At 73.4% G+C, this 21392-nt stretch carries 17 protein-coding genes; 11 read left to right on the plus strand and 6 right to left on the minus strand.

The window, feature by feature from the left end:
* The first annotated feature begins 160 nt into the window (after nt 1–160).
* From nirB to BN3788_RS15635, 5 genes are all read left to right on the plus strand, one after another.
* The gene (gene nirB / locus BN3788_RS15615; RefSeq protein WP_066588112.1) at nt 161–2767 is read left to right on the plus strand and encodes a nitrite reductase large subunit NirB; all 2607 of its coding nucleotides are present in this window, start codon (nt 161–163) and stop codon (nt 2765–2767) included.
* Nucleotides 2764–3267: a nitrite reductase small subunit NirD gene (gene nirD, locus BN3788_RS15620; RefSeq protein ID WP_082812989.1), complete on the plus strand. Its 504-nt coding sequence runs from the start codon at nt 2764–2766 to the stop codon at nt 3265–3267. The genes nirB and nirD overlap by 4 nt, the downstream gene beginning before the upstream one ends.
* Nucleotides 3268–3287: 20 nt before the next feature.
* Complete coding sequence (locus BN3788_RS15625) at nt 3288–4433, plus strand: uroporphyrinogen-III synthase (protein WP_066588114.1); 1146 nt, start codon at nt 3288–3290, stop codon at nt 4431–4433.
* Nucleotides 4430–5182 carry a sirohydrochlorin chelatase gene (locus BN3788_RS15630; RefSeq protein ID WP_234346682.1) on the plus strand — a complete coding sequence of 251 codons (753 nt, stop codon included), beginning with the start codon at nt 4430–4432 and terminating at the stop codon, nt 5180–5182. Before BN3788_RS15625 ends, BN3788_RS15630 begins: the two co-directional genes overlap by 4 nt.
* Before the next feature lie 123 nt (nt 5183–5305).
* Complete coding sequence (locus tag BN3788_RS15635; protein ID WP_199824797.1) at nt 5306–8113, plus strand: putative bifunctional diguanylate cyclase/phosphodiesterase; 2808 nt, start codon at nt 5306–5308, stop codon at nt 8111–8113.
* A 19-nt stretch (nt 8114–8132) separates the two neighbouring features.
* Here BN3788_RS15635 and BN3788_RS15640 read toward each other — a convergent pair whose 3' ends face one another.
* The 3 genes from BN3788_RS15640 to BN3788_RS15650 all read right to left on the minus strand — a co-directional run bounded on the left by BN3788_RS15640 (nt 8133) and on the right by BN3788_RS15650 (nt 10526).
* Nucleotides 8133–8654, minus strand: a complete 522-nt coding sequence (locus BN3788_RS15640; RefSeq protein ID WP_066588116.1) for a Dps family protein — start codon at nt 8652–8654, stop codon at nt 8133–8135.
* Nucleotides 8655–8758: 104 nt separating this feature from the next.
* Nucleotides 8759–10000 carry an MFS transporter gene (locus BN3788_RS15645; protein WP_066588118.1) on the minus strand — a complete coding sequence of 414 codons (1242 nt, stop codon included), beginning with the start codon at nt 9998–10000 and terminating at the stop codon, nt 8759–8761.
* Nucleotides 10001–10094: 94 nt separating this feature from the next.
* The gene (locus BN3788_RS15650) at nt 10095–10526 is read right to left on the minus strand and encodes a GNAT family N-acetyltransferase (protein ID WP_066588121.1); all 432 of its coding nucleotides are present in this window, start codon (nt 10524–10526) and stop codon (nt 10095–10097) included.
* A gap of 49 nt (nt 10527–10575) precedes the next feature.
* On the opposite strand from BN3788_RS15650, the gene BN3788_RS15655 reads away from it, so the two are divergent.
* Nucleotides 10576–11304, plus strand: a complete 729-nt coding sequence (locus BN3788_RS15655) for an AAA family ATPase (protein ID WP_066588124.1) — start codon at nt 10576–10578, stop codon at nt 11302–11304.
* A 48-nt stretch (nt 11305–11352) separates the two neighbouring features.
* Here BN3788_RS15655 and BN3788_RS15660 read toward each other — a convergent pair whose 3' ends face one another.
* Together BN3788_RS15660 and BN3788_RS15665 are read right to left on the minus strand one after the other, a co-directional pair.
* Nucleotides 11353–11787 (minus strand): ChaB family protein, encoded by a 435-nt coding sequence (locus BN3788_RS15660; protein WP_234346683.1) that lies wholly within the window; start codon nt 11785–11787, stop codon nt 11353–11355.
* A gap of 133 nt (nt 11788–11920) precedes the next feature.
* Complete coding sequence (locus BN3788_RS15665; RefSeq protein ID WP_066588127.1) at nt 11921–12823, minus strand: choice-of-anchor L domain-containing protein; 903 nt, start codon at nt 12821–12823, stop codon at nt 11921–11923.
* A gap of 481 nt (nt 12824–13304) precedes the next feature.
* On the opposite strand from BN3788_RS15665, the gene BN3788_RS15670 reads away from it, so the two are divergent.
* Both BN3788_RS15670 and BN3788_RS15675 read left to right on the plus strand, forming a co-directional pair.
* Complete coding sequence (locus BN3788_RS15670; protein ID WP_108723870.1) at nt 13305–14963, plus strand: glycoside hydrolase family 68 protein; 1659 nt, start codon at nt 13305–13307, stop codon at nt 14961–14963.
* A gap of 197 nt (nt 14964–15160) precedes the next feature.
* Nucleotides 15161–16642, plus strand: coding sequence for a glycoside hydrolase family 32 protein (locus tag BN3788_RS15675; protein ID WP_234346684.1), 1482 nt, complete (start codon nt 15161–15163; stop codon nt 16640–16642).
* On the opposite strand, the gene BN3788_RS15680 is transcribed toward BN3788_RS15675, so the two are convergent.
* On the minus strand, nt 16629–17396 hold the full coding sequence (locus tag BN3788_RS15680) for a helix-turn-helix transcriptional regulator (protein WP_066589549.1): 768 nt from the start codon (nt 17394–17396) through the stop codon (nt 16629–16631). The genes BN3788_RS15675 and BN3788_RS15680 overlap by 14 nt on opposite strands.
* 106 nt (nt 17397–17502) lie before the next feature.
* On the opposite strand from BN3788_RS15680, the gene BN3788_RS15685 reads away from it, so the two are divergent.
* From BN3788_RS15685 to BN3788_RS19905, 3 genes are all read left to right on the plus strand, one after another.
* Nucleotides 17503–18678: a hypothetical protein gene (locus BN3788_RS15685; RefSeq protein WP_199824798.1), complete on the plus strand. Its 1176-nt coding sequence runs from the start codon at nt 17503–17505 to the stop codon at nt 18676–18678.
* Nucleotides 18675–19940 (plus strand): hypothetical protein, encoded by a 1266-nt coding sequence (locus BN3788_RS19900; RefSeq protein ID WP_234346685.1) that lies wholly within the window; start codon nt 18675–18677, stop codon nt 19938–19940. Before BN3788_RS15685 ends, BN3788_RS19900 begins: the two co-directional genes overlap by 4 nt.
* Before the next feature lie 69 nt (nt 19941–20009).
* Nucleotides 20010–21392: a multicopper oxidase domain-containing protein gene (locus BN3788_RS19905; RefSeq protein WP_234346686.1), complete on the plus strand. Its 1383-nt coding sequence runs from the start codon at nt 20010–20012 to the stop codon at nt 21390–21392.

The raw sequence follows: 21392 nt of genomic DNA on the forward strand, positions 1-21392 counted from the left end.
AAGTCCGCACCGCACGGGGGCGGCACCGGTGAGATCTCACACCCAGGACCTGGCGGGTGTGCGCGAACCGTTGCGCATCGGTAACCGCGCCGCGCCGCCGGGCGAAACATCACGTTCGTAGCGTCGAGGCCACGGGACGTCGAGCCGAGTGGGGGAACTGATGACTGCACCGCGGGCGCCGGGGGAGATCGTGGTGGTGGGCGGGGGCATGGCAGCCCAGCGCCTCGTGGAGGCCCTGCGCGACCGCGACGCGGAGGGCCGGTGGGGAGTGACGGTCCTGGCCGAGGAGCCGCGCGCGCCCTACGACCGGGTCGCGCTGACGTCCTACTTCTCCGGCCGTGACCCACAGGAGCTGAGCCTCGGGTCGCCCGCGCTGTGGTCGGACCCGCTGGTCACCCTGGTGCGCGGCGTGCGCGTCGAGGCCGTCGACCGCGCCGCCCGGACCGTGAGCGCCGGCGACGGGCGCACCTGGGCCTACGACCAGCTCGTGCTCGCCACCGGCTCGAGCGCGGCGATGCCGCCCATCGAGGGGAACGACCTGCCCGGCGTCTTCGTGTACCGGACGCTGGACGACGTGGCGGCGCTGCGCGGCTGGGTCGAGGAGCGCGCCGCCGCGCTGGGCGGCCGCCGGGTGCGGGGCGCGGTGATCGGCGGCGGGCTGCTCGGGCTGGAGGCGGCCGGCGCCTTGCAGGCCCTCGGCGCCCGGAGCACCGTGCTCCAACTGGGCACGCATCTGATGTCCACGCAGGTCGACCTCGGCGGCGGTGAGGCGCTGCGTCGGCTCATCCACCGGCTCGGGGTGGACGTCCTCGTCGGCGCCACGACCTCGCGCCTGCGCTCGGGGGCCAGTGGGAGGGTCGAGCGGCTGGACCTGGGGGACGGCGGGCGGCTCGACGTGGACGTGGTCGTGGTGGCCGTCGGGGTGCGGCCACGCGACGAGCTCGCGCGGGGCGCCGGGCTCGAGACGGGCGCGCGCGGCGGTGTCGTGGTCGACGAGGCGTGCCGCACCGCCGACCCGCAGGTGTGGGCGGTCGGCGAGGTGGCGTGTGTCGACGGCGCCTGCGTCGGGCTCGTGGCGCCGGGCTACGCGATGGCCGAGGTGGTGGCCGACCGGCTCCTCGGCGGCGCCGCGGTGGTCCCGCCCGCCGACACGGCCACCAAGCTCAAACTCGCCGGAGTGGACGTCGCGAGCTTCGGGGACGCGTTCGCGCGGACGCCGGGCGCGCTCGAGGTGGTCCACTCCGACCCCGTGGCGGGCGTCTACAAGAAGCTCGTCCTGTCCGACGACACCCGCACCCTGCTGGGCGGCGTGCTGGTTGGCGACGCCTCGGCGTATGCGGGCCTGCGCCCGATGCTGGGCCGGGCGCTGCCCGGCGACCCGTCCGCCTACCTCCTCCCCGAGGGCGGCTCGACGGCTGCGGGGCCCGCAGACCTGCCCGACGACGCCACCGTCTGCTCCTGCAACAACGTCTCGGCCGGGTCCATCCGGTGCGCTGTCACGGACGGCGGGTGCACCGACCTCGCGGGCGTCAAGGCGTGCACGCGGGCGGGGACGAGCTGCGGCTCGTGCCTGCCGCTGGGGAAGAAGCTGGTCACGGCCGAGCTGGCCCGCGCCGGCGTCGCCGTCAGCAACGCGCTCTGCGAGCACTTCGCGATGTCCCGCCGCCAGCTCTTCGACGCCTTGCGCGTCACCGGGCTGCGCACGTTCAGCGAGATCGTCGCGCGGCACGGCAGCGGGCGCGGCTGCGACATCTGCAAACCGGTGATCGCCTCGATCCTGTCCTCGCTGGACGACGGGCACGTGCTGGACGGCGAGCGGGCGACGCTCCAGGACACGAACGACCACGTGATGGCCAACCTGCAACGCGACGGCTCGTACTCGGTGGTGCCGCGCATCCCCGGCGGCGAGGTGACCCCGGAGGGGCTGCTGGCCATCGGGGAGGTGGCGCGCGACTACGGCCTCTACACGAAGATCACCGGCGGGCAGCGGATCGACATGTTCGGCGCCCGGCTCGAACAGCTCCCCGACATTTGGCGCCGGCTCGTGGACGCCGGGTTCGAGTCCGGGCACGCCTACGGCAAGTCGCTGCGGACCGTGAAGTCCTGCGTCGGCTCCACGTGGTGCCGCTTCGGCGTCCAGGACGCCGTGGGCCTGGCGATCGAGCTCGAGCTGCGCTACCGGGGGCTGCGCTCGCCGCACAAGATCAAGCTGGGCGTCTCGGGCTGCGCGCGGGAGTGCGCCGAGGCGCGCGGCAAGGACGTCGGGGTGATCGCGACGGACAAGGGGTGGAACGTGTACGTCGGCGGCAACGGCGGGTTCACCCCGCGGCACGCCCAGCTGCTCGCCGAGGACTTGGACACCGAGACCCTGGTCCGGACGATCGACAGGTTCCTCCTCTACTACATCCGCACTGCTGACCGCCTGCAGCGCACGGCGCCGTGGCTCGACGAGGTCGAGGGCGGGGTGCAGGGGGTGCGGTCGGTGGTGCTGGAGGACAGCCTGGGCATCGCCGCCGACCTGGACGCCGCCATGGCCCGGCACGTCGACGTGTATGAGGACGAGTGGCGCGCCACCCTCGACGACCCGGAGAAGCTGCGGAGGTTCGCGTCGTTCGTCAACGCGCCCACCACGCCGGACCCGTCGCTGGCCTATGTCGCCGAGCGGGGTCAGCGCAGGCCCGCCACGGCCGCCGAGCGTGCCTCCGGCCAGGCCGACCCCGCAGGGCCCGTGCTCGTCTCCGGCGCGACGCTGGAGGTGCGGGCATGACCGCCGACGCGCGCCCGGCGCCCGACGGCCTGCCCAGCGGCGGGCGCTGGGTGGCGGTGTGCCGGCTCGACGACCTGCCGCGCGAGCGGGGTGTGGCGGCGCTCGTGGCGGGGGGGCAGGGCGCGGTCTTCCGGCTCGTGGACGACACGGGGCGCGCCGGGCAGCATCAGGACCCGTACTCCGGCGCGCACGGGCTGGCCCGGGGGATCGTGGGCACGCGCGGCGGCGCCCCGACCATCGCCTCGCCGATGCACAAGCAGGTCTTCGACCTGCGCACGGGGGAGTGCCTCGACCCGGTCGGGTCAGATCCGCGGAGGCTGCGCACGTGGCGGGTCCTGGTCGTCGACGACGTCGTCCTCGTGGCGGGCGTGTCGGGGGGCGACGTCGACTCCGGCGGCCCCGAGCCCTCAGCCCGCGATCTGCCCGCTGTGTCCGATCTGCGAGATACGCCGGGCTCGGCGCCGGACTTCGCCGACCAGCACGCGACAGTGGTGCCGTGAGCGAACCGATTCAGCAGACGATGGCGGGCTGCGCGGTGCTCGTGACGGCGGACCGCCGCTCGGCCGAGCTCGGCGCCGCCCTGCGGCGTCGCGGCGCCCTCGTGCGCACGGCGCCCGCGCTGAGCATGATCCCGCACCACGACGACGAGCAGCTCCTCGCGGGCACGCGCGCCCTGATCGCCGACCCGCCCGACGTCGTGGTCGTGACCACCGGCATCGGCTTCCGCGCCTGGATCGAGGCCGCCGACGCGGCGGGGCTCGCGGGGCCGCTGACCGAGGTGCTGGGCGCCGCGCGGATCGTCGCGCGCGGGCCCAAGGCCCAGGGCGCCCTCCAGGCGGCGGGCCTGGCGGCCGACTGGGTCGCGGAGTCCGAGGTCTCCGCGGAGATCGCCGAGGCGCTGCTGGCCGACGGGGTGCGCGGGCTGTCCATCGCGGTGCAGCACCACGGCGCCGGGTCGGACGGCCTGGACGAGGCGTTCGCCGCCGCGGGCGCCCGGGTCCGCAGCCTCGTGGTGTACCGCTGGGGACCGCCGCCGGACCCCGCCGCCGTGGTCGCGTCGGCGCAGGCCACAGCGGCGGGAGAGATCGACGCCGTGGTGTTCACCTCGGCGCCGGCGGCCGCCGCGTGGCTGGACGCGGCCGACACGGCAGGGGTCGTCCCGGCGCTGGTGGAGCGGTTCGGCTCGGGGGAGGTCGTCGCGGCCGCCGTCGGCCCCATCACGGCGCGTCCGCTGGTCGCGCGCGGGATCACGCCGCTGGTGCCCGATCGCGGCCGCCTGGGCTCGCTCGTGCGGGCGCTCGTCGACCACTACGGCGGCGGGCACGTGCTCGACACCGTGGCGGGGCCGCTGCAGGTGCACCGCGGCGGCGCGGTGCTCGACGGCCGGGTCTTGGCGCTGTCACCGACGAGCCTGGACGTGCTGCGGCTGCTGGCCGCGCGGCGGGGCGCCGTCGTGCCTCGTTCCGACGTGCTCGCCGCCCTGCCCGGCGACTCGCAGGACCCGCATGCGGCCGAGGTCGCCGTCGCACGGCTGCGCGAGGCCGCCGGCAGCCGCGACCTGGTGCGCACGGTGGTGAAGCGGGGCTACCGCCTACAGCTGCATGAGCCAGACCCCGAGCCCGGCCCGCGACTCGACGCTCCGCCGCAGATGGAGACCGCGCCGTGACCGACACCGCCCCCACCTCCGCCGAGCCCGCCGCCGGGCGCGGCGCGGAGCCGGTGCTGATCGGCTGCTCGCATGGCACCGACAACGCGCACGGGCGGGCCGCGATCCGCGCGCTTCTCGACGGCGTGCGCGCCGCCCGTCCCGGCCTGGACGTCCGCGAGGCGTTCGTCGACGTCCAGGAGCCGCGTGTCGCCGCGGTAGTCGAGGGCGCGTTGGCCGAGGAGCGTGCCGTCGTGGTGGCGCCGCTTCTGCTGTCCGCGGGCTTCCACGTGCACGTCGACATCGCCACGGCGGTGGCGGCCCCCCAGGCCGTGGCGGCCGCGGCGCTGGGGCCTGACGCGCGGCTGGCGGAGCTCGTGGCCATCAGGCTGCGGGAGGCCGGCGCGCGGGCGGGCGACGCGGTGGTGCTCGCCGCGGCCGGGTCGAGCGACCCGCGCGCGGCGCAGGCCGTCGAGCAGGTGGCGGCAGGGTTGCGGTCCGCCTGGACCAGCGGGCCCGTGACCGTGGGGTACGGGGCGGGCTGTGCGCCTCGGGTGCCGGACGCCGTGGCCGCTGCGCGTCGGGCGGGCGCGCACCGCGTGGTCGTCGCGTCCTACCTGCTCGCGCCCGGTTTCTTCCACGACCGGCTGCTCGCGTCCGGGGCGGACCTGGTGACCGCCCCCCTCACCCCGGACCGTCGGCTGGTGGATGTGGTGCTCGACCGGTTCGACCGGGCCGCGCGGGCGCTGCCGCAGCGCGACCTCGTCTGACAGGGACCACGCCGTACGTCACATTCGCCTGCGTCGTCGCGTCGCAGGCCTCACGGACGGTGGTTCGCAGCCGATGGGAAGCGAGTGGCCATCGGGAGCGAGGAACCGCGCGAGACATCGGGCGTGACGACGACGCTGATCCTGCGCTACGTGGAGGAGCGCGGCGGTCCGCAAGCCGTCGCGGCGACGGTTGAGGCCGCTGGGGTCCCGTTCACCGTGGCGGAGCTCGACGACCCGTCGCGCTGGGTGGGCTACGACACCCGGATCCGGTTGTTCGAGGCTGCCACCGCAGTGCTCGGCGACCCTCGGGCGCCCTGGGAGATCGGCGCGGCGGCCCTCAGGCACGGGCTGCACCACGCGATCGTCCCGCTGCTGCGCGGCTTCGGCTCCCCGCGCGAGGTGTACCGGCAACTGCCGCGCGCGGTGCCGAAGTTCACCACGACCTCCACGATGGACCTGGTCGAGTGCGCCGGCGACGAGGCGACGATCCGCTACCGGCTGCATGAGGGGCACACCCACTCGAGGCTGGATTGCGAGTACGCGCAGGGGCTCATCTCGGGGGTGCCTGTGATCTTCGGGCTGCCGCCCGCGCGGATCCGGCACCCGGAGTGCGAGTCCGACGGGAGCTCGGCCTGCGTCTACCACGTGAGGTGGGAGCGCCGGCGCCGCTGGTGGTCGAGGGCGGCCCGGCGGGAGTCGGCCGATCTGGGCCTGACCGCGCTACGGGTCCAGCTCGAGGAGTTCCAGGACGCGGCCGCCGACTTGGTCAGCAGCGACGACGTCGAGGAGGTCCTCGAGCGCATCGTCCGGCGTGCCGTCGCGGCGGTCCTCGCCCCGGCGTACCTGCTGGTGCTGGACGGCGGCGACGGGGTGATGGCGCGCCACCACGGGCTCGACGCCGAGCGGGCGGAGCGGCTGGCACAGCTGCTCGTCGCAGGAGAGTCGCTGGGGGAGTCCGCCGTGGTGGTGGACATCGCCTCGGCGCGCCACCGGCACGGGCGCCTCGCGGCCGTCTACCAGCCGGGCCACCTGCCGCTGGACGGCGACCACTCGCTGCTCCGGGCGTACGCACGGCATGCCGCCGCCGCCCTGGACCTGCTCACCGCGCTCGAGGGCAGCAGGCTCGAGCAGCGCCGCACGGCCGCGCTGCTCGGCTTGGCGCATGAGCTCGCCGCGGTCGACACCGCCGCCGAAGTCGCCACAGTCGTCGCGCAGGCGGCCCCCGCCATCATCGGCTGCCGCGCTGCGGGGATCCTGTTGTGGGACCACGAGGCCGGGGCGCTGGGGGTCGTCGCGACATCAGGCCTCGGCCGGAGGCCGGACGACGTGCTGTCGGGGGCCGAGTTCCGCGCGGACCAGTCGCCCGAGCTCGTCGAGATGCTCACCCACCACAGCCCGCGCATGCTCCGGCGCGAACAGGCCAGCCCGGAGATCGCCGCGGCGATGCTGGCGATTGGCGCGGCGAGCCTCGTCGTGGTCCCGCTGCTGGCTGGCGACACGCTGCTGGGTGTGGCGGTGGCGGTCTCCGACACCGAGCCAGGCACCGCGGCCGAGCAGACTGCCCTGGCGCGGCTCGCCGGTGTGGGTGACCAGGCGGCGGCGGCGCTGCAGAACGCGAGGCTGCTCAGCACCGTGCGGCGGCAGGCCCATCACGACTCGCTGACGGGCTTGGCGAACCGGGTGCTGTTCTCCCAACGGCTCGACGCGGTGCTGGAGCGGCAGGGAGAGGCCGCGTGGACGGCGGTGCTGTTCTGCGACCTCGACAACTTCAAGCACGTCAATGACGAGCTGGGGCACAGCGCCGGCGACGAGCTGCTGCGCCAGGTCGCGGGCCGGTTGCGCGAGGCGGTGGGCCCGGAGCACGTGATCGCCCGGCTCGGCGGCGACGAGTTCGCCGTGGCGATGCGGGCGCCGGACGAGCGGACGGCGGTGGCCCTGGGTCGGCGGTGCGTCGACTCGGTGACCGCGCCCTTCCCCATCGACGGCCAGGAACTGCGCGTGACGATGAGCGTCGGTGTCGCCCTGCACGCCGGGCCCGACGGGCGAGGTGAGCGCATGCTCGCCGCGTCGGACCGCGCCATGTACGAGGCGAAGAGGCGCGGCCGCAACCAGGTGGTGGTGGGCGGTGACTCGACACAGGGCGCGCCCGGGCCCTCGCTCCAGGCCGAGCTCCGGACGGCGGTGGAGGAGGGGCACCTGCGGCTGCACTTCCAGCCGGTCGTCGACGTCTCCCAGCCGGGGATGGCCCGCGTGGTGGGCGCGGAGGCCCTGGTCCGCTGGGATCATCCTCGGCTGGGCCTGTTGTCGCCCGCGGCGTTCCTCCCGTTGGCGGAGGAGACCGGCCAGATCACCGACATCGACCTGTGGGTGCTCGAGGCGGCATGCGGCTGGCTCGCCGCGACGCCCGCGCCGGAGTCGGGTGTGCTGCACATCGCGGTGAACGTGGCGGGCCGGACCCTCAACGACCCGCGGTTCCTGTCGACGGTGCGGGGCGCGCTCAACCGGCACGGCCTCGCGCCGCGGCAGCTGGTGCTCGAGATCGTGGAGAGCCGGTCGTTGGCCGACCTGCCCGGTGTCGTGGAACGGCTCGTCGAGCTGCGCCAACTCGGCGTGCGGGTCTCGCTCGACGACTTCGGCACGGGCTACTCGACGCTCGCGTGGCTGAAGAACCTGCCCGTCGACCAGATCAAGATCGACCGCAGTTTCATCACCGCGCTGCCCGAGCAGGCGTCGGTGGCCCTGGTGCGCGGCGTGTTGGCCCTGGCAGCCGAGTTGGGCGTCGAGGTCGTCGCCGAGGGCGTGGAGCTGTTCGAGCAGCTCGAGGCGCTCCGCGAGGCCGAGTGCCACCTGGTGCAGGGATACCTGCTGGGCCGGCCCGAGGTGGAGCCGAGCCTCCAGACCCGGGCGGTGGGCGCGCACCCCGTGGCGTGAGCGAAACCGATCGGGCCGCCTACTGCGCGTCGGGGAGGCTGCCGCCCGAGGACTCCAGGTGCGCCCGCACGAGCCACTGGAAGAACTCCAGGTGGCGCAGCTGGTGCACGAGGATGCGCTGCGAGACGTCGTCGAGGTCGGCGAGTCGCGCGGCGGCGTCGCGATGGGACGCGGCGACCCGGTCGTACACGGCGTCCAGGGCGCGGAGGTGGTCGACTGTCGTCGCCCGGGCCAGGGGGTAGTCGGGCCACGAGCGCGTCGCGACGACGGCGCCCGGGGTGCCGTGGGGGACCGCTCCCAGCGTCGCGACCCGCTCGGCCGTCTTGTCGACCATGCGCTGCACGGACGCCACCTGGGGGTCGAGCATCTTGTGCACGGCGATGAACCGTGGGCCGACCACGTTCCAGTGGATGTGCTTGAGCGTCAGCGCGAGGTCCACGAGCGCGACCAGGCGCTCCTGCAGCACGGCCGCGACGTCGCCGCCGTCCGCGAGGGTCAGGCCGGGCACCGTGTACTTCGGCCGATCAGGCTGACGTGGCATCGCGGGCCCCCTCCGTCCTGCGTCCCGTCCCCGGTGCGGGGCACCCTGCCAACGTGCATCAGGATGCGCGGTCGCGCATCTCGCGGGCACGGGGAGCGGCTGGCTCAGGCCGCGACGGGCGCCTCGTCGGCATGGGCGATGTGGGCCATCTGGCGCCACAGCAGCACCACGAACAGCGCCGAGCCCGCGAACGCGAACCAGAACGGCGCGGTCACGCCCCACCGCTCCGCGAGCACGCCGCCGGCGCCTGAGCCGATCACCAGGCCGCCGAACACCGCGATCGTGTTCACGCTCCCCACCCGTCCTTGCAGGTGGGAGGGCACGGCGCGTTGGCGGATCGTCACCGACGTGGTCCCCCAGATGAAGGCGTGGGCCCCGAAGACGAAGAAGATCGACATCGCGACCCACGCCTGGCGGGTCAGCGCGAGGCCCAAGTGCGTGAGTGTCTCCACGATCAGGCCGATCCGCATGAGCTGGCCCAGGCTCACCCGCCGCGTGATCCAGCCGTACGCCGCCATGCCGGCCAGCCCGCCGACGGCGCTGACAGTGGTCAACAGGCCGAAGCCCACCTCGCCCAGCCCGATCCGCTGCGTGGCGTACAGCACCAGCACCGACCAGGCGGCGCCGAACGTGATGTTGAAGATGAAGATGGTGAGCGCCAGTGTGCGGACTGCGGCGTGATGGGCCACCCACGTGAGGGCCTCCGCGATCTCCTGGCGCACACGCGTCTCGGCGTCGGGCGCGCGCCCGTGTGGCGGCAGGACGATGCGCGAGACGAGCAGCGCGCCCAGCGCCACGGCGAGCGCCTGGGTGGCGAACGGCCACACCGCGCCCACGGCGAACAGCGCCGCGCCGAGGGGCGGGCCCGCGAGTTGGTTGACGGTGATGAAACCGGCCTGCAGCCGGGAGTTCGCCACCGCGAGGTCGTCGCGCGAGACCAGCATCGGCAGCAGGGTCTGAGAGGTGTTGTCGGCGAACACCTCGGCGATCCCCACGGCGAACAGCGCGGCGAGCACGATCCCGATGGAGACGCGGTCGGTGAGCACGACCAGTGCGAGCACCACGAGGACCGCCGCCCGCAGCGCGTCCACCGAGACGACCAGCAGCCGGCGGTCGACCCGGTCCGCGAGCGCCCCGGCGAACAGCCCGAAGAGCAGCGGGGGAAGCCACTGCAGGGTCGCCGCGAGGGCCACGAGGCGCGGGTCGTCGGTGAGCGACGCCACCAGCAGCGGCCCGGCCGCCAGGGCGATGCCGTCCCCCAGGTTGCTGGTCCAGGACGACGCGAGGAGCCAGCGGAAACCGCCGCCCAGGCGGAGGGGGGCGACGGCCTCGCCGAGTCGTGACACCGGCGGATCGTATCCGGGCGTCGACCCCGGGGGTCGGGTCGTTCCGTGGCGCCGCACCGCGCGTCGCGACGCCACGGACGTCACGCCACAGCTGTCACGCCAGGCGCACGGCCATCCCGATCGACGCGGGCGCCGTCTCGGTGAACCCATGACGCGCGTACAGGCGGTGCCCCGGGGGGTCGGCGAGCAGGCTGACAAAGGCCCCCGGGGGCGCGTCCCTGTCGATCTGCTCCAGCAGCGAGGCCAGCACCGCGTCTCCCAGGCCTCGGCGCTGATGCTCGGGCAGCACGGCCATGTCGACCACGTGGAAGCACCAGCCGCCGTCGCCGATCACCCGGCCCATCGCCACCGTCGTCCCGCTCGTGACGTGCACCACATGGCGTGCGGCCCAGCTCCCGGGCAGCCCGGCCACGGCCTGCTCGCGGGTCGCCGGTGTGAGGCCGGCGAGACGGCGCAGCGCCAGGTAGTCCTCGACGCCCGGCACGGCGGCGACGAGCTCATATCCCTCGGGGAGCGCGACGGTCATGGGGCACATTCTCGCCGCTGCGTCAGCGGGCCGTGCCAGGGTGGGGCGCATGACGACGGCACCGATCCTGCGGCGCCTCGGGGCGGATCCCGAAGGCCCGCCCCCGTCGGCGGACTGGTCTACCGCGATCCCCGCCGTGGCCCAGGTGCTCCGGGACGGCTGGGACCTGTCGGCCGTCACCGTCCTGGTGGGCGACAACGGGACGGGCAAGTCCACGTTGGTGGAGGCCTGCGCGCTCGCGGTGGGGACCGGGCCGGAGGGCGGCTCGCGGGGGTCGGAGTTCAGCACCCGGCCCACCGAGTCCGACCTCTGGCGGCGCCTGGTGGCCGAACGGAGCCCCGGCGCCACCCGGCGGGCCTTCTTCCTCCGGGCCGAGACGGCGCACGCGTTCTACACCTACCTGGAGGACAACCCCGGCATGCGCCCGGAGCCGGTGTTCCACGAGATGTCGCATGGCGAGTCCTTCCTCGCACTGGTGGGCGACCGCATGAAGAAGCCGGGCCTGTACCTGCTCGACGAGCCGGAGTCGGCGCTGTCCTTCCATGGCTGCCTCGCGCTGCTCGCCCATCTGCACGCCCTGGTCGCCTCGGGGTCGCAGGTCATCCTGTCCACCCACTCGCCGGTGCTGGCCGCGCTGCCCGACGCCCACATCTGGGAGCTGGGCGAGTGGGGGATGCGCCGGTCCGCGTGGGAGGACCTGGACCTGGTGCGCGCGTGGCGGGGCTTCCTCGACGACCCGGCGAGGTATCTGCGCCATGTGCTCGATGACGCGTCCTGACGCGCGGCACTCCGCTTACTGCCAAGAGCGCCAACGCCCGCGCTGGCCTCACTTTCGTGACGCGGCCGGCGTGCCCGTGCGCTGGATGGCCTGGAGGAGGTCGCCCTTCGACATCGTGGAGCGCCCGGCGATCTCCAGCCGCTTGGCGATGTCATAGAGCTGCGCCTTGGTGGCGCTCGCGTCGACGTTCGCGGTGGCGGGCCTGCGCCGACTGGCCGTGGCGGGGGTGCGCGCCGAGGGCTTGGGTTTGCGCTCCCAGCGTTTGTCGACCTTCTCGAACCTGTCCTTGAGCGCGTCGACGGCGATCCGGTGCGCGCGCTCGCCCTCGCCGTGCTTCCGGGCGGCGGCGTCATGCGCCTTCGCGAAGGCCCGCTGCGCCTTCTTCCCCGAGCGGGCGACGGCGCCAGGCAGCTTCTTGGTGCGGATCTTGCCCTTCCTGCTGATCATCCGCATGACGATCTCCCGGTGTGCGACTCGTCCCATGGCCTGCGCCTATCGTCGGCCGCGTGACGAGCCAGCGCATCCGCAGCGTCGGCGCCGTCCGTTCGAGGTGACTTGACGTGCGGCGCCGGGACAGGCGCGTGCTGTGCCTGCCCCGCCGCCGCATGCTCATGTCCTAGACCGCCCGGGGATGCCATCCCCAGTGGCCGTGGCCCCAGTGGCCGGTGGGCTTGCCGCCGTGGCCGCCACCGCCGCCGTGGCCGCCGCCCTTGGCCCGCTCGGACGTCAATCCGTCGCGGGCGAGGAGGACGGTGGAGTCGAGCTGGCCGTCGCGGGTGTCGGCGATCGCGATGGTGATCGTCGCCACGCGCCCCGCTCGGACCGTGGCCTCGCAGGTGAGCTCCTGCGTGAAGCCGTTGAGCTCCGTGTCGTGCTCGCCGGCGCCCGGGTCGTTCGGGGCGAAGTTCTGCACGTATTCCTCGGAGTGTGTGGTCTCGTTGATGGTGCTGGTCGAGACCAGGTCTGTGGTCCCTGGCACATGCGAGCACGGCTCGCCGTTGACCATGATGGCGAATGAGTCCGTGTAGTCCCGCTCGGCCCAGCCGGCGTACTCCTCGCTGCCGAAGACATACCGGAGCTTGAGTTTCGCGTGGCGCGGGACCACCTTCATCGTGAGGACCGCGGCGTCGTAGGTCGTGGAGCCGAACAGCTCGTCCAGCTCGGCGGAGCCTTCGCCGCCGAGGTCCCCGGTCGTGGTGAGGCTCACGTTCGGGCCCAGGATCGACGATCGTGTGAAGTCGACGTCCTCGGGTGACTGCGGGTCGGAGGGGATGACGGAGCCGCTGGTCAGGGCTACGCCACGTGCGATACCCGTGGCCTCGAGTCCGCCGAATCGGCCTGCCTGGACATCATTGCCCGTGAACTCCACCTCACGGACGTCGATGTTCCGGCCGGCGATGTTGTCGGCGAGCGCCTCGGCGTCGATCTGACGCAATGAGACGACTGTCTGACCAGGCGAGGCGTGCGCGACTGTCGCGCCCCCCGCTGCGATCAGGACGGTGACGACGGTGGTGGCCACTGTGCGCTGTGTCCATCTGTGGCGACCGTCGGCACGTACGGCACGACTGGGTTGGGTTGGGTGCTTCATGATGCTCCATGAGTTCGTCGGGATGCGCCTGAGGCGCCGCCACGCCGGAGCGTGGCGCTTGCTCGATGGAGGGGATGGTCGCCCGTTTCGACCGAAGCACGTGTGACGGCCAGCGGCGTCGCCGGTCCGTCGGGGCGAGACGGCCCGCCCGTGAACTTCACCCCCTTGGGTCTTGACTTCCCGTGCCCACCCTGAGTGGCGTACGGGGTAATCGCGACATTACGCTACGAATCGATGGGGGGAAGACCCGTAGAAAGCCGAAGACGCCACGCCAGTCGAGAGAAAGTGAACGGACGTGAAGTCTTCGACACGCACACCCAGGTCACGCACCGGAAGGCTGACGAGCGCGCTGCTCGCCTCAGCCCTCCTGTTCGGAGTCACAGCAGTCGGCTCCCTCCCGGCATCTGCTGCGGTGGACGATCCAGCGGCATCACCTACTCCGGATCCCGGGGCGGGCACCGACGATCTGGCCACCGACGACCCCACCACCGAGGCGCCTGACGACGACGCGCTGGTGACACCGTTCCGGCTCCCGGGCTTCCCGGCGCCGACCATCCACAGCCAACAGGCCTACGACCCCGAGTCCGACTTCACCTCGAAGTGGACGCGTGCGGATGCCCTGCAGATTCGCGCCTTCTCGGATCCGGCGGCGGCGGCGGGGGAGAACTCACTGCCCACCGAGTACACGATGCCGGACATCCCGCAGGACTTCCCGATCATGACAGACCAGAACGGGGAGCAGATCTGGGTGTGGGACACCTGGACCCTCACCGACGCCGAGTCGGACCAGCTCAGCTTCAAGGGCTGGGAGGTCATCTTCTCCCTCACAGCCGACCCGAACGCGGGGTACACGTTCGACGACCGCCACACCCATGCCCGGCTGGGCTTCTTCTACCGCAAGGCCGGTATTCCGGCGGATGAGCGGCCGGAGAACGGCGGCTGGATCTACGGCGGCCACGTCTTCCCAGACGGCGCCGCCGGGGCGATCTTCGAGGATCAGTCGTTCTCGACGGTCACCGAGTGGTCGGGGTCGACGCGCATCATGACGGGCAACAAGCTGCGGATCTTCTACACCGCAGTGGCCTTCTACCGCGACGCGAACGACCAGGACATCAAGCCGGCGGACCCGCGCATCGTCCAGACGGAGGCGCGGATCTTCGCGGACGAGGACGGCGTCTGGCTCACCGGCGCACGCGTCCAGCATCAGCTCCTCGTGCCGGACGGCACGTTCTACCAGACGCGGGAGCAGAATCCGTTCGTCAACTTCCGTGACCCGTTCACCTTCGAGGACGCGGCCAACCCCGGCCAGACGTTCATGGTCTTCGAGGGCAACACAGGCGGTGAGCGCGGCGCCCTGCCGTGCACCGAGGCCGACCTGGGGTATCGACCGGGCGACCCGTACGCCGAGGATCCGGCGACGGTGACGGCATCAGGCGCCAACTTCCAGATGGCCAACGTGGGAATGGCCACCGCGGACAACCTGGCGCTCACTGAGTGGCACTTCCTGCCCCCGATCCTCTCGGCGAACTGCGTCAACGACCAGACCGAGAGACCGCAGATCTACCAGGCCAACGGCAAGTACTACCTGTTCACCATCAGCCACCGGAGCACGTACGCCCGTGGGCCAGGGGTGGACTCCACCGACCCGCGGTTCTGGTACATGGACGGGCCAGACGGCGTCTACGGCTTCGTGGGCGACGGCATCAGGTCCGATTTCCAGCCGATCAACGAGAGCAGTGGGCTTGCCCTGGGCAACTCGACGAATCTCAACTACCCCGTCGGCACCCCAGCGCTTCCCGCCGAGGGCCAGACGGGGAACGCGTTCCAGTCGTACTCGCACTACGTGATGCCCGGAGGACTGGTTGAGTCGTTCATCGACGCGATCGGCAACCCGGACGTGCGGCGAGGCGGCACGCTTGCCCCAACGGTCCGGCTGCAGATCGCCGGCACCAGCGCCGTCGTCGACCGCTCCTACGGGAACGGTGGGCTCGGAGGCTACGGCGACATCCCGGCGAACAGGGAGCAGGACGTGCCCTCGACGCCGAACCCGCGTCCGACGCCCTTCCCCTAAGGGCGACGTCAGGCGATAGCAGGGCTGGGCGGCCCGTCTCATCGGGCCGCCCAGCTGGTGCGCAGGAGGAGGTCCGAGAGTTGGCACGAGGCGTGGTGCGGGTGGCGGCCGCCCTGGTGGCGACCACGTTGCTCGCGGTGGCCTGCACCAGTCAGGGACCTGTGCCCATCCGGCCCTCCCGGCCTACCCCATCCCCGGTGACCGCCGCCGCGCCCGACGTCGGGGCGTACTCCGAGCCGTGGCGGCCCCAGTTCCACTACAGCCCGCTGAAGGGGCGCATGGCGGACCCGAACGGGCTGGTGTGGTTCGCGGGGGAGTGGCACCTGTTCCACCAGCAGGACGGCACATGGGCGCATGCGGTCAGCACGGACCTGGTCCACTGGGAGCCTTTGCCGACAGCACTCGACCACGACCGGCTCGGCCAGGCCCTCTCCGGGAGCGTGGTCGTGGACGGCGCGAACACGAGCGGGCTGTTCGACGGCGTCGAGGGCGGCGGGCTCGTCGCGGTCTACACCTCGACCGAGGGCGGCGAGGCGCAGAGCCTGGCCTACAGCTCGGATGACGGGCGCACGTGGCAGCGGTACGCGGGCAACCCCGTCATCCCGAACAACGGCCGCGCGGACTTCCGCGACCCCAAGGTGTTCTGGCATGAGCCAACCCGCTCATGGGTCATGGTGGTCTCGGTGGGCGGGGCCGTCGAGCTCTTTGCGTCGCCGAACCTGCGCGAGTGGCGCTTCCTGAGCGCGTTCGGCGACGGGCAGGGGCTGCACGCCGCGGTGTGGGAGTGCCCCGACTTGTTCCCACTGCCGCTCGACGGCGATCCGGCGCGCACCCGCTGGGTGTTGACCGTCAGTGTGGGCGACAACGCCGAGACGAACGGGTCGACCGCCCAGTACTTCGTGGGGGCGTTCGACGGCACGGCATTCACCCGCGACCCCGCCACCCCTCCTTCGACGGTGCAGGTCACAGACGTGGGACAGGACTTCTATGCGGCGCAGACGTTTGAGCACGCGCCGGGCGGGCGACGGATCTGGATGGGGTGGATGGGGAACTGGCGCTACCCGTACTCAGCGCCGACGGCGCCCTGGCTGAACGCCATGAGCATCCCGCGCGAGCTGTCCCTGCGGACGATCGCGGGCCGCGCCACGCTGGCCCAAGCGCCCGTGGCCGAGCTCACCGAACTGCGCGAACGCGCCGTGACGATCGAGGGGTTGGCCGTGGAGGGCGACGTCCCCGTGGACGTCACGAGCACGACCTTCGAGTTCATCGCTGAGATCGACGTTGGGGACGCGGACGAGGTCGGGCTGCGCGTCCGCGAGCGGCCGGCAGGCCGCGGGGCGCTCGCCGAGGCGACGGCCATGGGGGTGGACCTGCGCTCGGGGACGTTCTTCTTGGACCGCACCGAGGGCGGGCTCGCGACGATCCGGGCCCGGGACGGCTCGGACTTCGACTTCGCGCTGCGCCGGACGGCGGCGTACTCCCCGCCCGACGGTGTGGTCCGGCTCCACGGGTTCGTGGACGAGTCCTCGGTGGAGGTGTTCGTCGACGACGGCGCGCTGACCGGCACGCTTCTCACGTTCCCGTCGGCCGGCGCGGACCGGCTGTCGGTCTACGCGAACGGGGGGACGGCGACTCTGCGCTCGCTCACGGTGTTCCCGCTGCGCTCTATCTGGCGTTGACCGCTGCCAGGGACGGGCCTGGCGCGTCGGCCGTCAGGCGCAACGCGCAATGCTGCGGCCCCACGAACGGCTCGAGGGCCTGCGCGCGCACGGGACCGCCGACCTGCTCCAGCACGCCCTGTGCGAGCCCGAGGTGCACGCTGCACACGACCTCGGGCCGGGACCGCGCGAGGCTGAGGAAAGGGCATCGCCACAGGTCGAACGTGAGCGTCTCGGGGTCGAGCACGGGGTCGAAGCCCATCCGGTCCAGGTGTGCGTCGAGCGCGAGGATTTGCCGGTCGCGGGGGTCGCGGGGGTCGCAGGCCGCGGAGTGCCCGGGCGGCGGGCTGCTGTCGACCAACCTCCGGCCGACGCTGGCGCCGTGCTGCTGTGCGGAGTCCGCGACGTCGTCGGTCGCGGCGCCGTAGCCGTCCAGCAGCGCGCGGACCAGCGCGGCCTGTGCGATCGAGTCCTCGAGCCGTCGCGTGGCGAGGGGATCCTCGTGCACGTCGCGCGCGGTGGTGGAGCGGTAGCGCATCCGAGGGCGGCCGCGCCCGTCCGGAGTGCCGCGCTCACGGTGGACGTACCCCTCGGCGATGAGCCGCTGCAGGTGCTCACGGGTGGTGTTCTCGTGCAGGCCGGTGGCCGTGGCCAGCTCGCCGACGGTGGACGGGCCGTTGCGCTGGAGCGCGTCGAGGAGCTCGACCCGTCGGCCGGAGGCGAGGACTGCGCGCGGGCGCCGCTCCAGGGGGTCCGTGCTCGTCGTCTCGTCCATGCGCATCCCCTCACTCCTGCTGCACCGCAGCCTGCGTCGACATCGGCGCCGTGCCCAGGGACGTACGTCCCGTGGACAGCCTGCCCCGAAATACCACGATGATCCCGTGGAAAATCGACGCGTCGCCCCGCGCTCCGCCTTCCTGCTGCCTGCGGGGGTCGCGATGCTCGCGGGCCTCGACGGCGCCCTGCTGCTCCTCGGCCTGCCCGCGCCCGTGGACCTGCAGCGGCTGCCCGAGGTGCACGGGCCGGTCATGGTGCTCGGGTTCGTCGGCACTGTGGTCGCGCTGGAGCGCGCCGTCGCGGTGGGCCGGCGGCCCGGCTTCGCGGCGCCGCTCCTGCTCGGCGCCGGCGGCCTCGCGCTGATCTCACCCCTGCCACGCGTCGTGGGGCAGTGGGGCCTGCTCCTCGGGGCCCTCGCCCTCGGCTGGCTCTACACCCGGGTGTGGCGACGGCAGCCCGCCACGGCAGTCGCCGTGCAGGCCACCGGGGCCGCGCTCGCGGTGGCGGCCGCCGCGCTGTGGGCGAGCGGGGTCTCCATCCCGCACCTCGCGCCGTGCCTGGCGGGCTTCCTGGTCCTGACGATCGCCGGGGAGCGCCTCGAGCTCCTCCGGGTGGCGGCCCCGCCGCGCGGGGTCGAGGACGCCGTGCTGGTGCTGGCACTCGGGTGGTGCGCCGCAGCGGTCCTCGCGCTGCTGTGGCCAGCTGTCGGCTATCCGGTGCTCGGCGCGGTGCTGCTGCTCCTCGTCGGCGTCCTCATGCGTCACGACGTCGCCCGCCGCACCGTCCACTCGACAGGGCTGCCGCGGTTCATGGCGGTGGCGATGCTCAGCGGGTACCTGTGGCTCGCCGTCGCGGGAGGGGTGTGGCTCGCCGCCGGGCCGGTGCTCTCCGGGACGGGGTACGACGCCGTGCTGCACAGCGTGTTCCTCGGCTTCGTGATGTCGATGATCATGGCCCGCGCCCCGGTGATCCTCCCCGCCGTCGTGCGCCGCCCGCTGCCGTACCACCCAGTGATGCTCGCGCCGCTCGCGCTGCTGCATGTGAGCCTGGCCGTGCGGGTGCTGATCGGCGACGCCCACGACGTGCCCGTCGCGGTGCAGATCGGCGGGGTCGGCAACATCGTCGCGCGGCTGGGATTCCTGGTGGTCGCGGCTGGGTCGGTCGTCCGTGCGGGCCGCTGCGGTCCCGACAGGCCCGCCCGGCCGCGCGATCCTGATCCGGCGCTCACGCGACCCGCCGGGCCGACAGTGGTGGCGGGCACGATCGGACTGCGGCCGTGAACCGCGCGGCATGGCACCTGCGCGCCAATGTCGTCGTCCTGGCCTGGCTGGCCGCGGCGGCGCTCGCGACTGTGGTGCACCGCGAGATCGCGGGTTCCGGCTGGCTCATGGTCCACCTGCTGCTGCTGGGCGGCGCCAGCACCGCGATCCTCATCTGGAGCCAGCACTTCGCCGATACGCTGCTGCGCCACCCGGCGAGCCGGCGTGCGCTGCTGGCACGCCTGGCCCTGCACAACGCCGGGGCCGTGGCCGTGGTGGTCGGGGTCCAGGTCGTCAGCACCCCGCTGGTCGTCGTCGGCGGCGCCGCCGTGGCGGGCGCGGCCGTGCACCAGGTGGTCGGCATCGTGCGGCAGCGCGGCCACGCCCTGCCCGCGCGCTTCGCGCACCTCGTGCGCTACTACCTGGCGGCCGCGGTGTTCCTGGTCCCGGGCGTGTCCTGCGGTGTCGTGATGGCGCGCTTCCCCGTCGACCCGGAGCCGCATGCGCGGCTGTCCGTCGCGCACCCCGCCCTCACGCTCTTCGGCTGGGTCGGGCCCACGGTCGCGGGCACGCTCGTCGTCCTGTGGCCGACGGTGCTGCACGCGCGCATCCCCCCCGCTGCCGCGGCCGCCGCCCGGCGCGCGTTCCCCGTCCTCGTGGGCGGTGTGGTCGTCCTGACGGCCGGGCCCGCCTCCGGCAGCAGGGTGCTCGTGGCGGTGGGGGCGGCAGTCGTCGTGGCGGGGATCGCCATGCTCGGCCGCTTCGTGGTCGCCCAGGCGCGGTCCTCGGCGCCCCGGACCTTCTCGGCCTGGAGCGTGGCCGCCGCGCTGCTCTGGTGGACCGGCACGACAGCGACGCTGGGGCTGCGGGTCGCCCTCGCCCCGGACTGGGAGGCGGCAGCCGCCGCGCTCGTCGAGCTGGTGCCCGCGTTCGTCGTCGGGTTCGTCGCCCAGGTGCTGGTCGGGTCCATGTCCCACCTGCTGCCCGTTGTGCTCGGCGGCGGCCCCGCCGTCCAGCGGCGCACCTCGGCGGCGCTCGACCGGGGCGGCGCCGCCCGGGTCGTGCTGCTCAACGGCGCGCTGCTGCTCTACGTCGCGCCGGTGCCCAGCGCGGTGCGGGTGGTCACCTCCCTCGTCGGTCTCGGCGCCCTCGTCGCCTTCCTCGTGCTGGCAGTCGTCGCCGTGCTTCAGTCCCGCCGCCCTGCCCCCGCAGCGACAACCCCCGCGCCGGCGGCTGCAGAAGGGGCGCAGCGTGAGGCGGCGTCAGAGGTGTATAAGGTATAAGGGACAGCGGGTGGGCCGCGGCCCGACCCGCTGCAGCCCACCCGCCACCGGGGAGGCGCCGCAGCCGCGGTGGGCGGCCTGCTCCTCGCCGTGGTCGTCGGCGTCGCGATGGACCCGGTCGCGGCCGGCCTGACGGACGCCGCCTCCTCATCGGCGGGATCGTCGGTCGTCGCCACGGGCGGCACGACGACAGTGCAGGTCACGGCGCTGGACATGCGCTTCAGCCCGCGGGAGGTCGAGGTGCCCGCCGGCGACCGGCTCGTCATCGAGCTGACCAACGGCGACTCCGCGGTGCACGACCTGGTGCTGGCGTCCGGCGCCACCTCGGGGCGGCTCGAGCCGGGGGAGACCACCACCGTGGACGCGGGCGTCGTCGCCTCCGACACCGACGGATGGTGCTCCGTGGCGGGGCACAGGCTCATGGGGATGACCCTGGAGATCGTGGTCACCGGCTCCGCCGCCGAGGCCGCGCCACCCGCTGTCGAGCACCAGCACGGCCAGGCCTCCGACGCGACGGACGCCGCCGACGACCTCGACCCCGGCGCCGAGCCGGACGCGGACTTCCGGGCCTGGGACGCCGTCCTGGCCCCTGCGGCCCTCTCCGGCGTCGAGCAGTCCGGCGGAACGGCGCACACGGTCGACGGCGCCACCACCCATCACGTGACGCTGCGTGCCCAGGAGGCCGAGCGCGAGGTCGCCCCCGGGGTGACGCAGCTCGCCTGGACCTTCAATGGCGCCGTGCCTGGGCCGGTGCTGCGCGGCCGCGTCGGGGACACGTTCGTGGTGACCCTCGTCAACGAGGGCGGCATCGGGCACTCGCTCGACTTCCACGCGGGCGCCCTGTCGCCGGACGAGGTGATGCGCACGATCGCCCCGGGCGAGACGCTCACCTACACGTTCACCGCGAACCGCAGCGGCATCTGGATGTACCACTGCTCCACCGCGCCCATGAGCCTGCACATCGCGAGCGGCATGTTCGGCGCCGTCATCATCGACCCGCCCGGCCTTCCGGCGGTGGACCACGAGTACCTGTTGGTCCAGTCCGAGCTGTACCTCGGCCCGCAGGGCGGCGAGGCGGACGCGGCCAAGGTCGCCGATGGGGACTCCGACCTGGTGGTGTTCAACGGGTACGCGCACCAGTACCGCCACCGCCCCCTCGAGGTGCTGACGGGCGACAGCGTGCGGATCTGGGTGCTCGACGCCGGGCCGAACCGGGCGAGCGCGTTCCACGTCGTGGGGGGCCAGTTCAGCTCGGTGTACCGGGAGGGCGACTGGGTGCTGCGGGACGGCGGCTCAACCGGAACCGGGGGCTCCCAGGTGCTCGCGCTGCAGCCCGCGGAGGGCGGCTTCGTCGAGCTGGACTTCCCGGAGGCCGGGACCTACCCGTTCGTGACGCATGCGATGAGCGACGCGGAGTCGGGCGCCAGCGGCCGGTTCCTCGTCACGGACTGA

Origin of the sequence: Cellulomonas timonensis (genome assembly GCF_900046455.1) — a bacterium.
In the GTDB taxonomy this organism is placed as follows: Bacteria; Actinomycetota; Actinomycetes; order Actinomycetales; family Cellulomonadaceae; genus Cellulomonas_A; species Cellulomonas_A timonensis.

Bases quoted from the DNA above. Each gene is read 5' to 3' on its own strand.
- nirB (WP_066588112.1), top strand. From the start codon at position 161: ATGACTGCACCGCGGGCGCCGGGGGAGATCGTGGTGGTGGGCGGGGGC.
- nirD (WP_082812989.1), top strand. From the start codon at position 2,764: ATGACCGCCGACGCGCGCCCGGCGCCCGACGGCCTGCCCAGCGGCGGG.
- BN3788_RS15625 (WP_066588114.1), top strand. From the start codon at position 3,288: ATGGCGGGCTGCGCGGTGCTCGTGACGGCGGACCGCCGCTCGGCCGAG.
- BN3788_RS15640 (WP_066588116.1), bottom strand. From the start codon at position 8,654: ATGCCACGTCAGCCTGATCGGCCGAAGTACACGGTGCCCGGCCTGACC.
- BN3788_RS15650 (WP_066588121.1), bottom strand. From the start codon at position 10,526: ATGACCGTCGCGCTCCCCGAGGGATATGAGCTCGTCGCCGCCGTGCCG.
- BN3788_RS15655 (WP_066588124.1), top strand. From the start codon at position 10,576: ATGACGACGGCACCGATCCTGCGGCGCCTCGGGGCGGATCCCGAAGGC.
- BN3788_RS15660 (WP_234346683.1), bottom strand. From the start codon at position 11,787: ATGGGACGAGTCGCACACCGGGAGATCGTCATGCGGATGATCAGCAGG.
- BN3788_RS15680 (WP_066589549.1), bottom strand. From the start codon at position 17,396: ATGGACGAGACGACGAGCACGGACCCCCTGGAGCGGCGCCCGCGCGCA.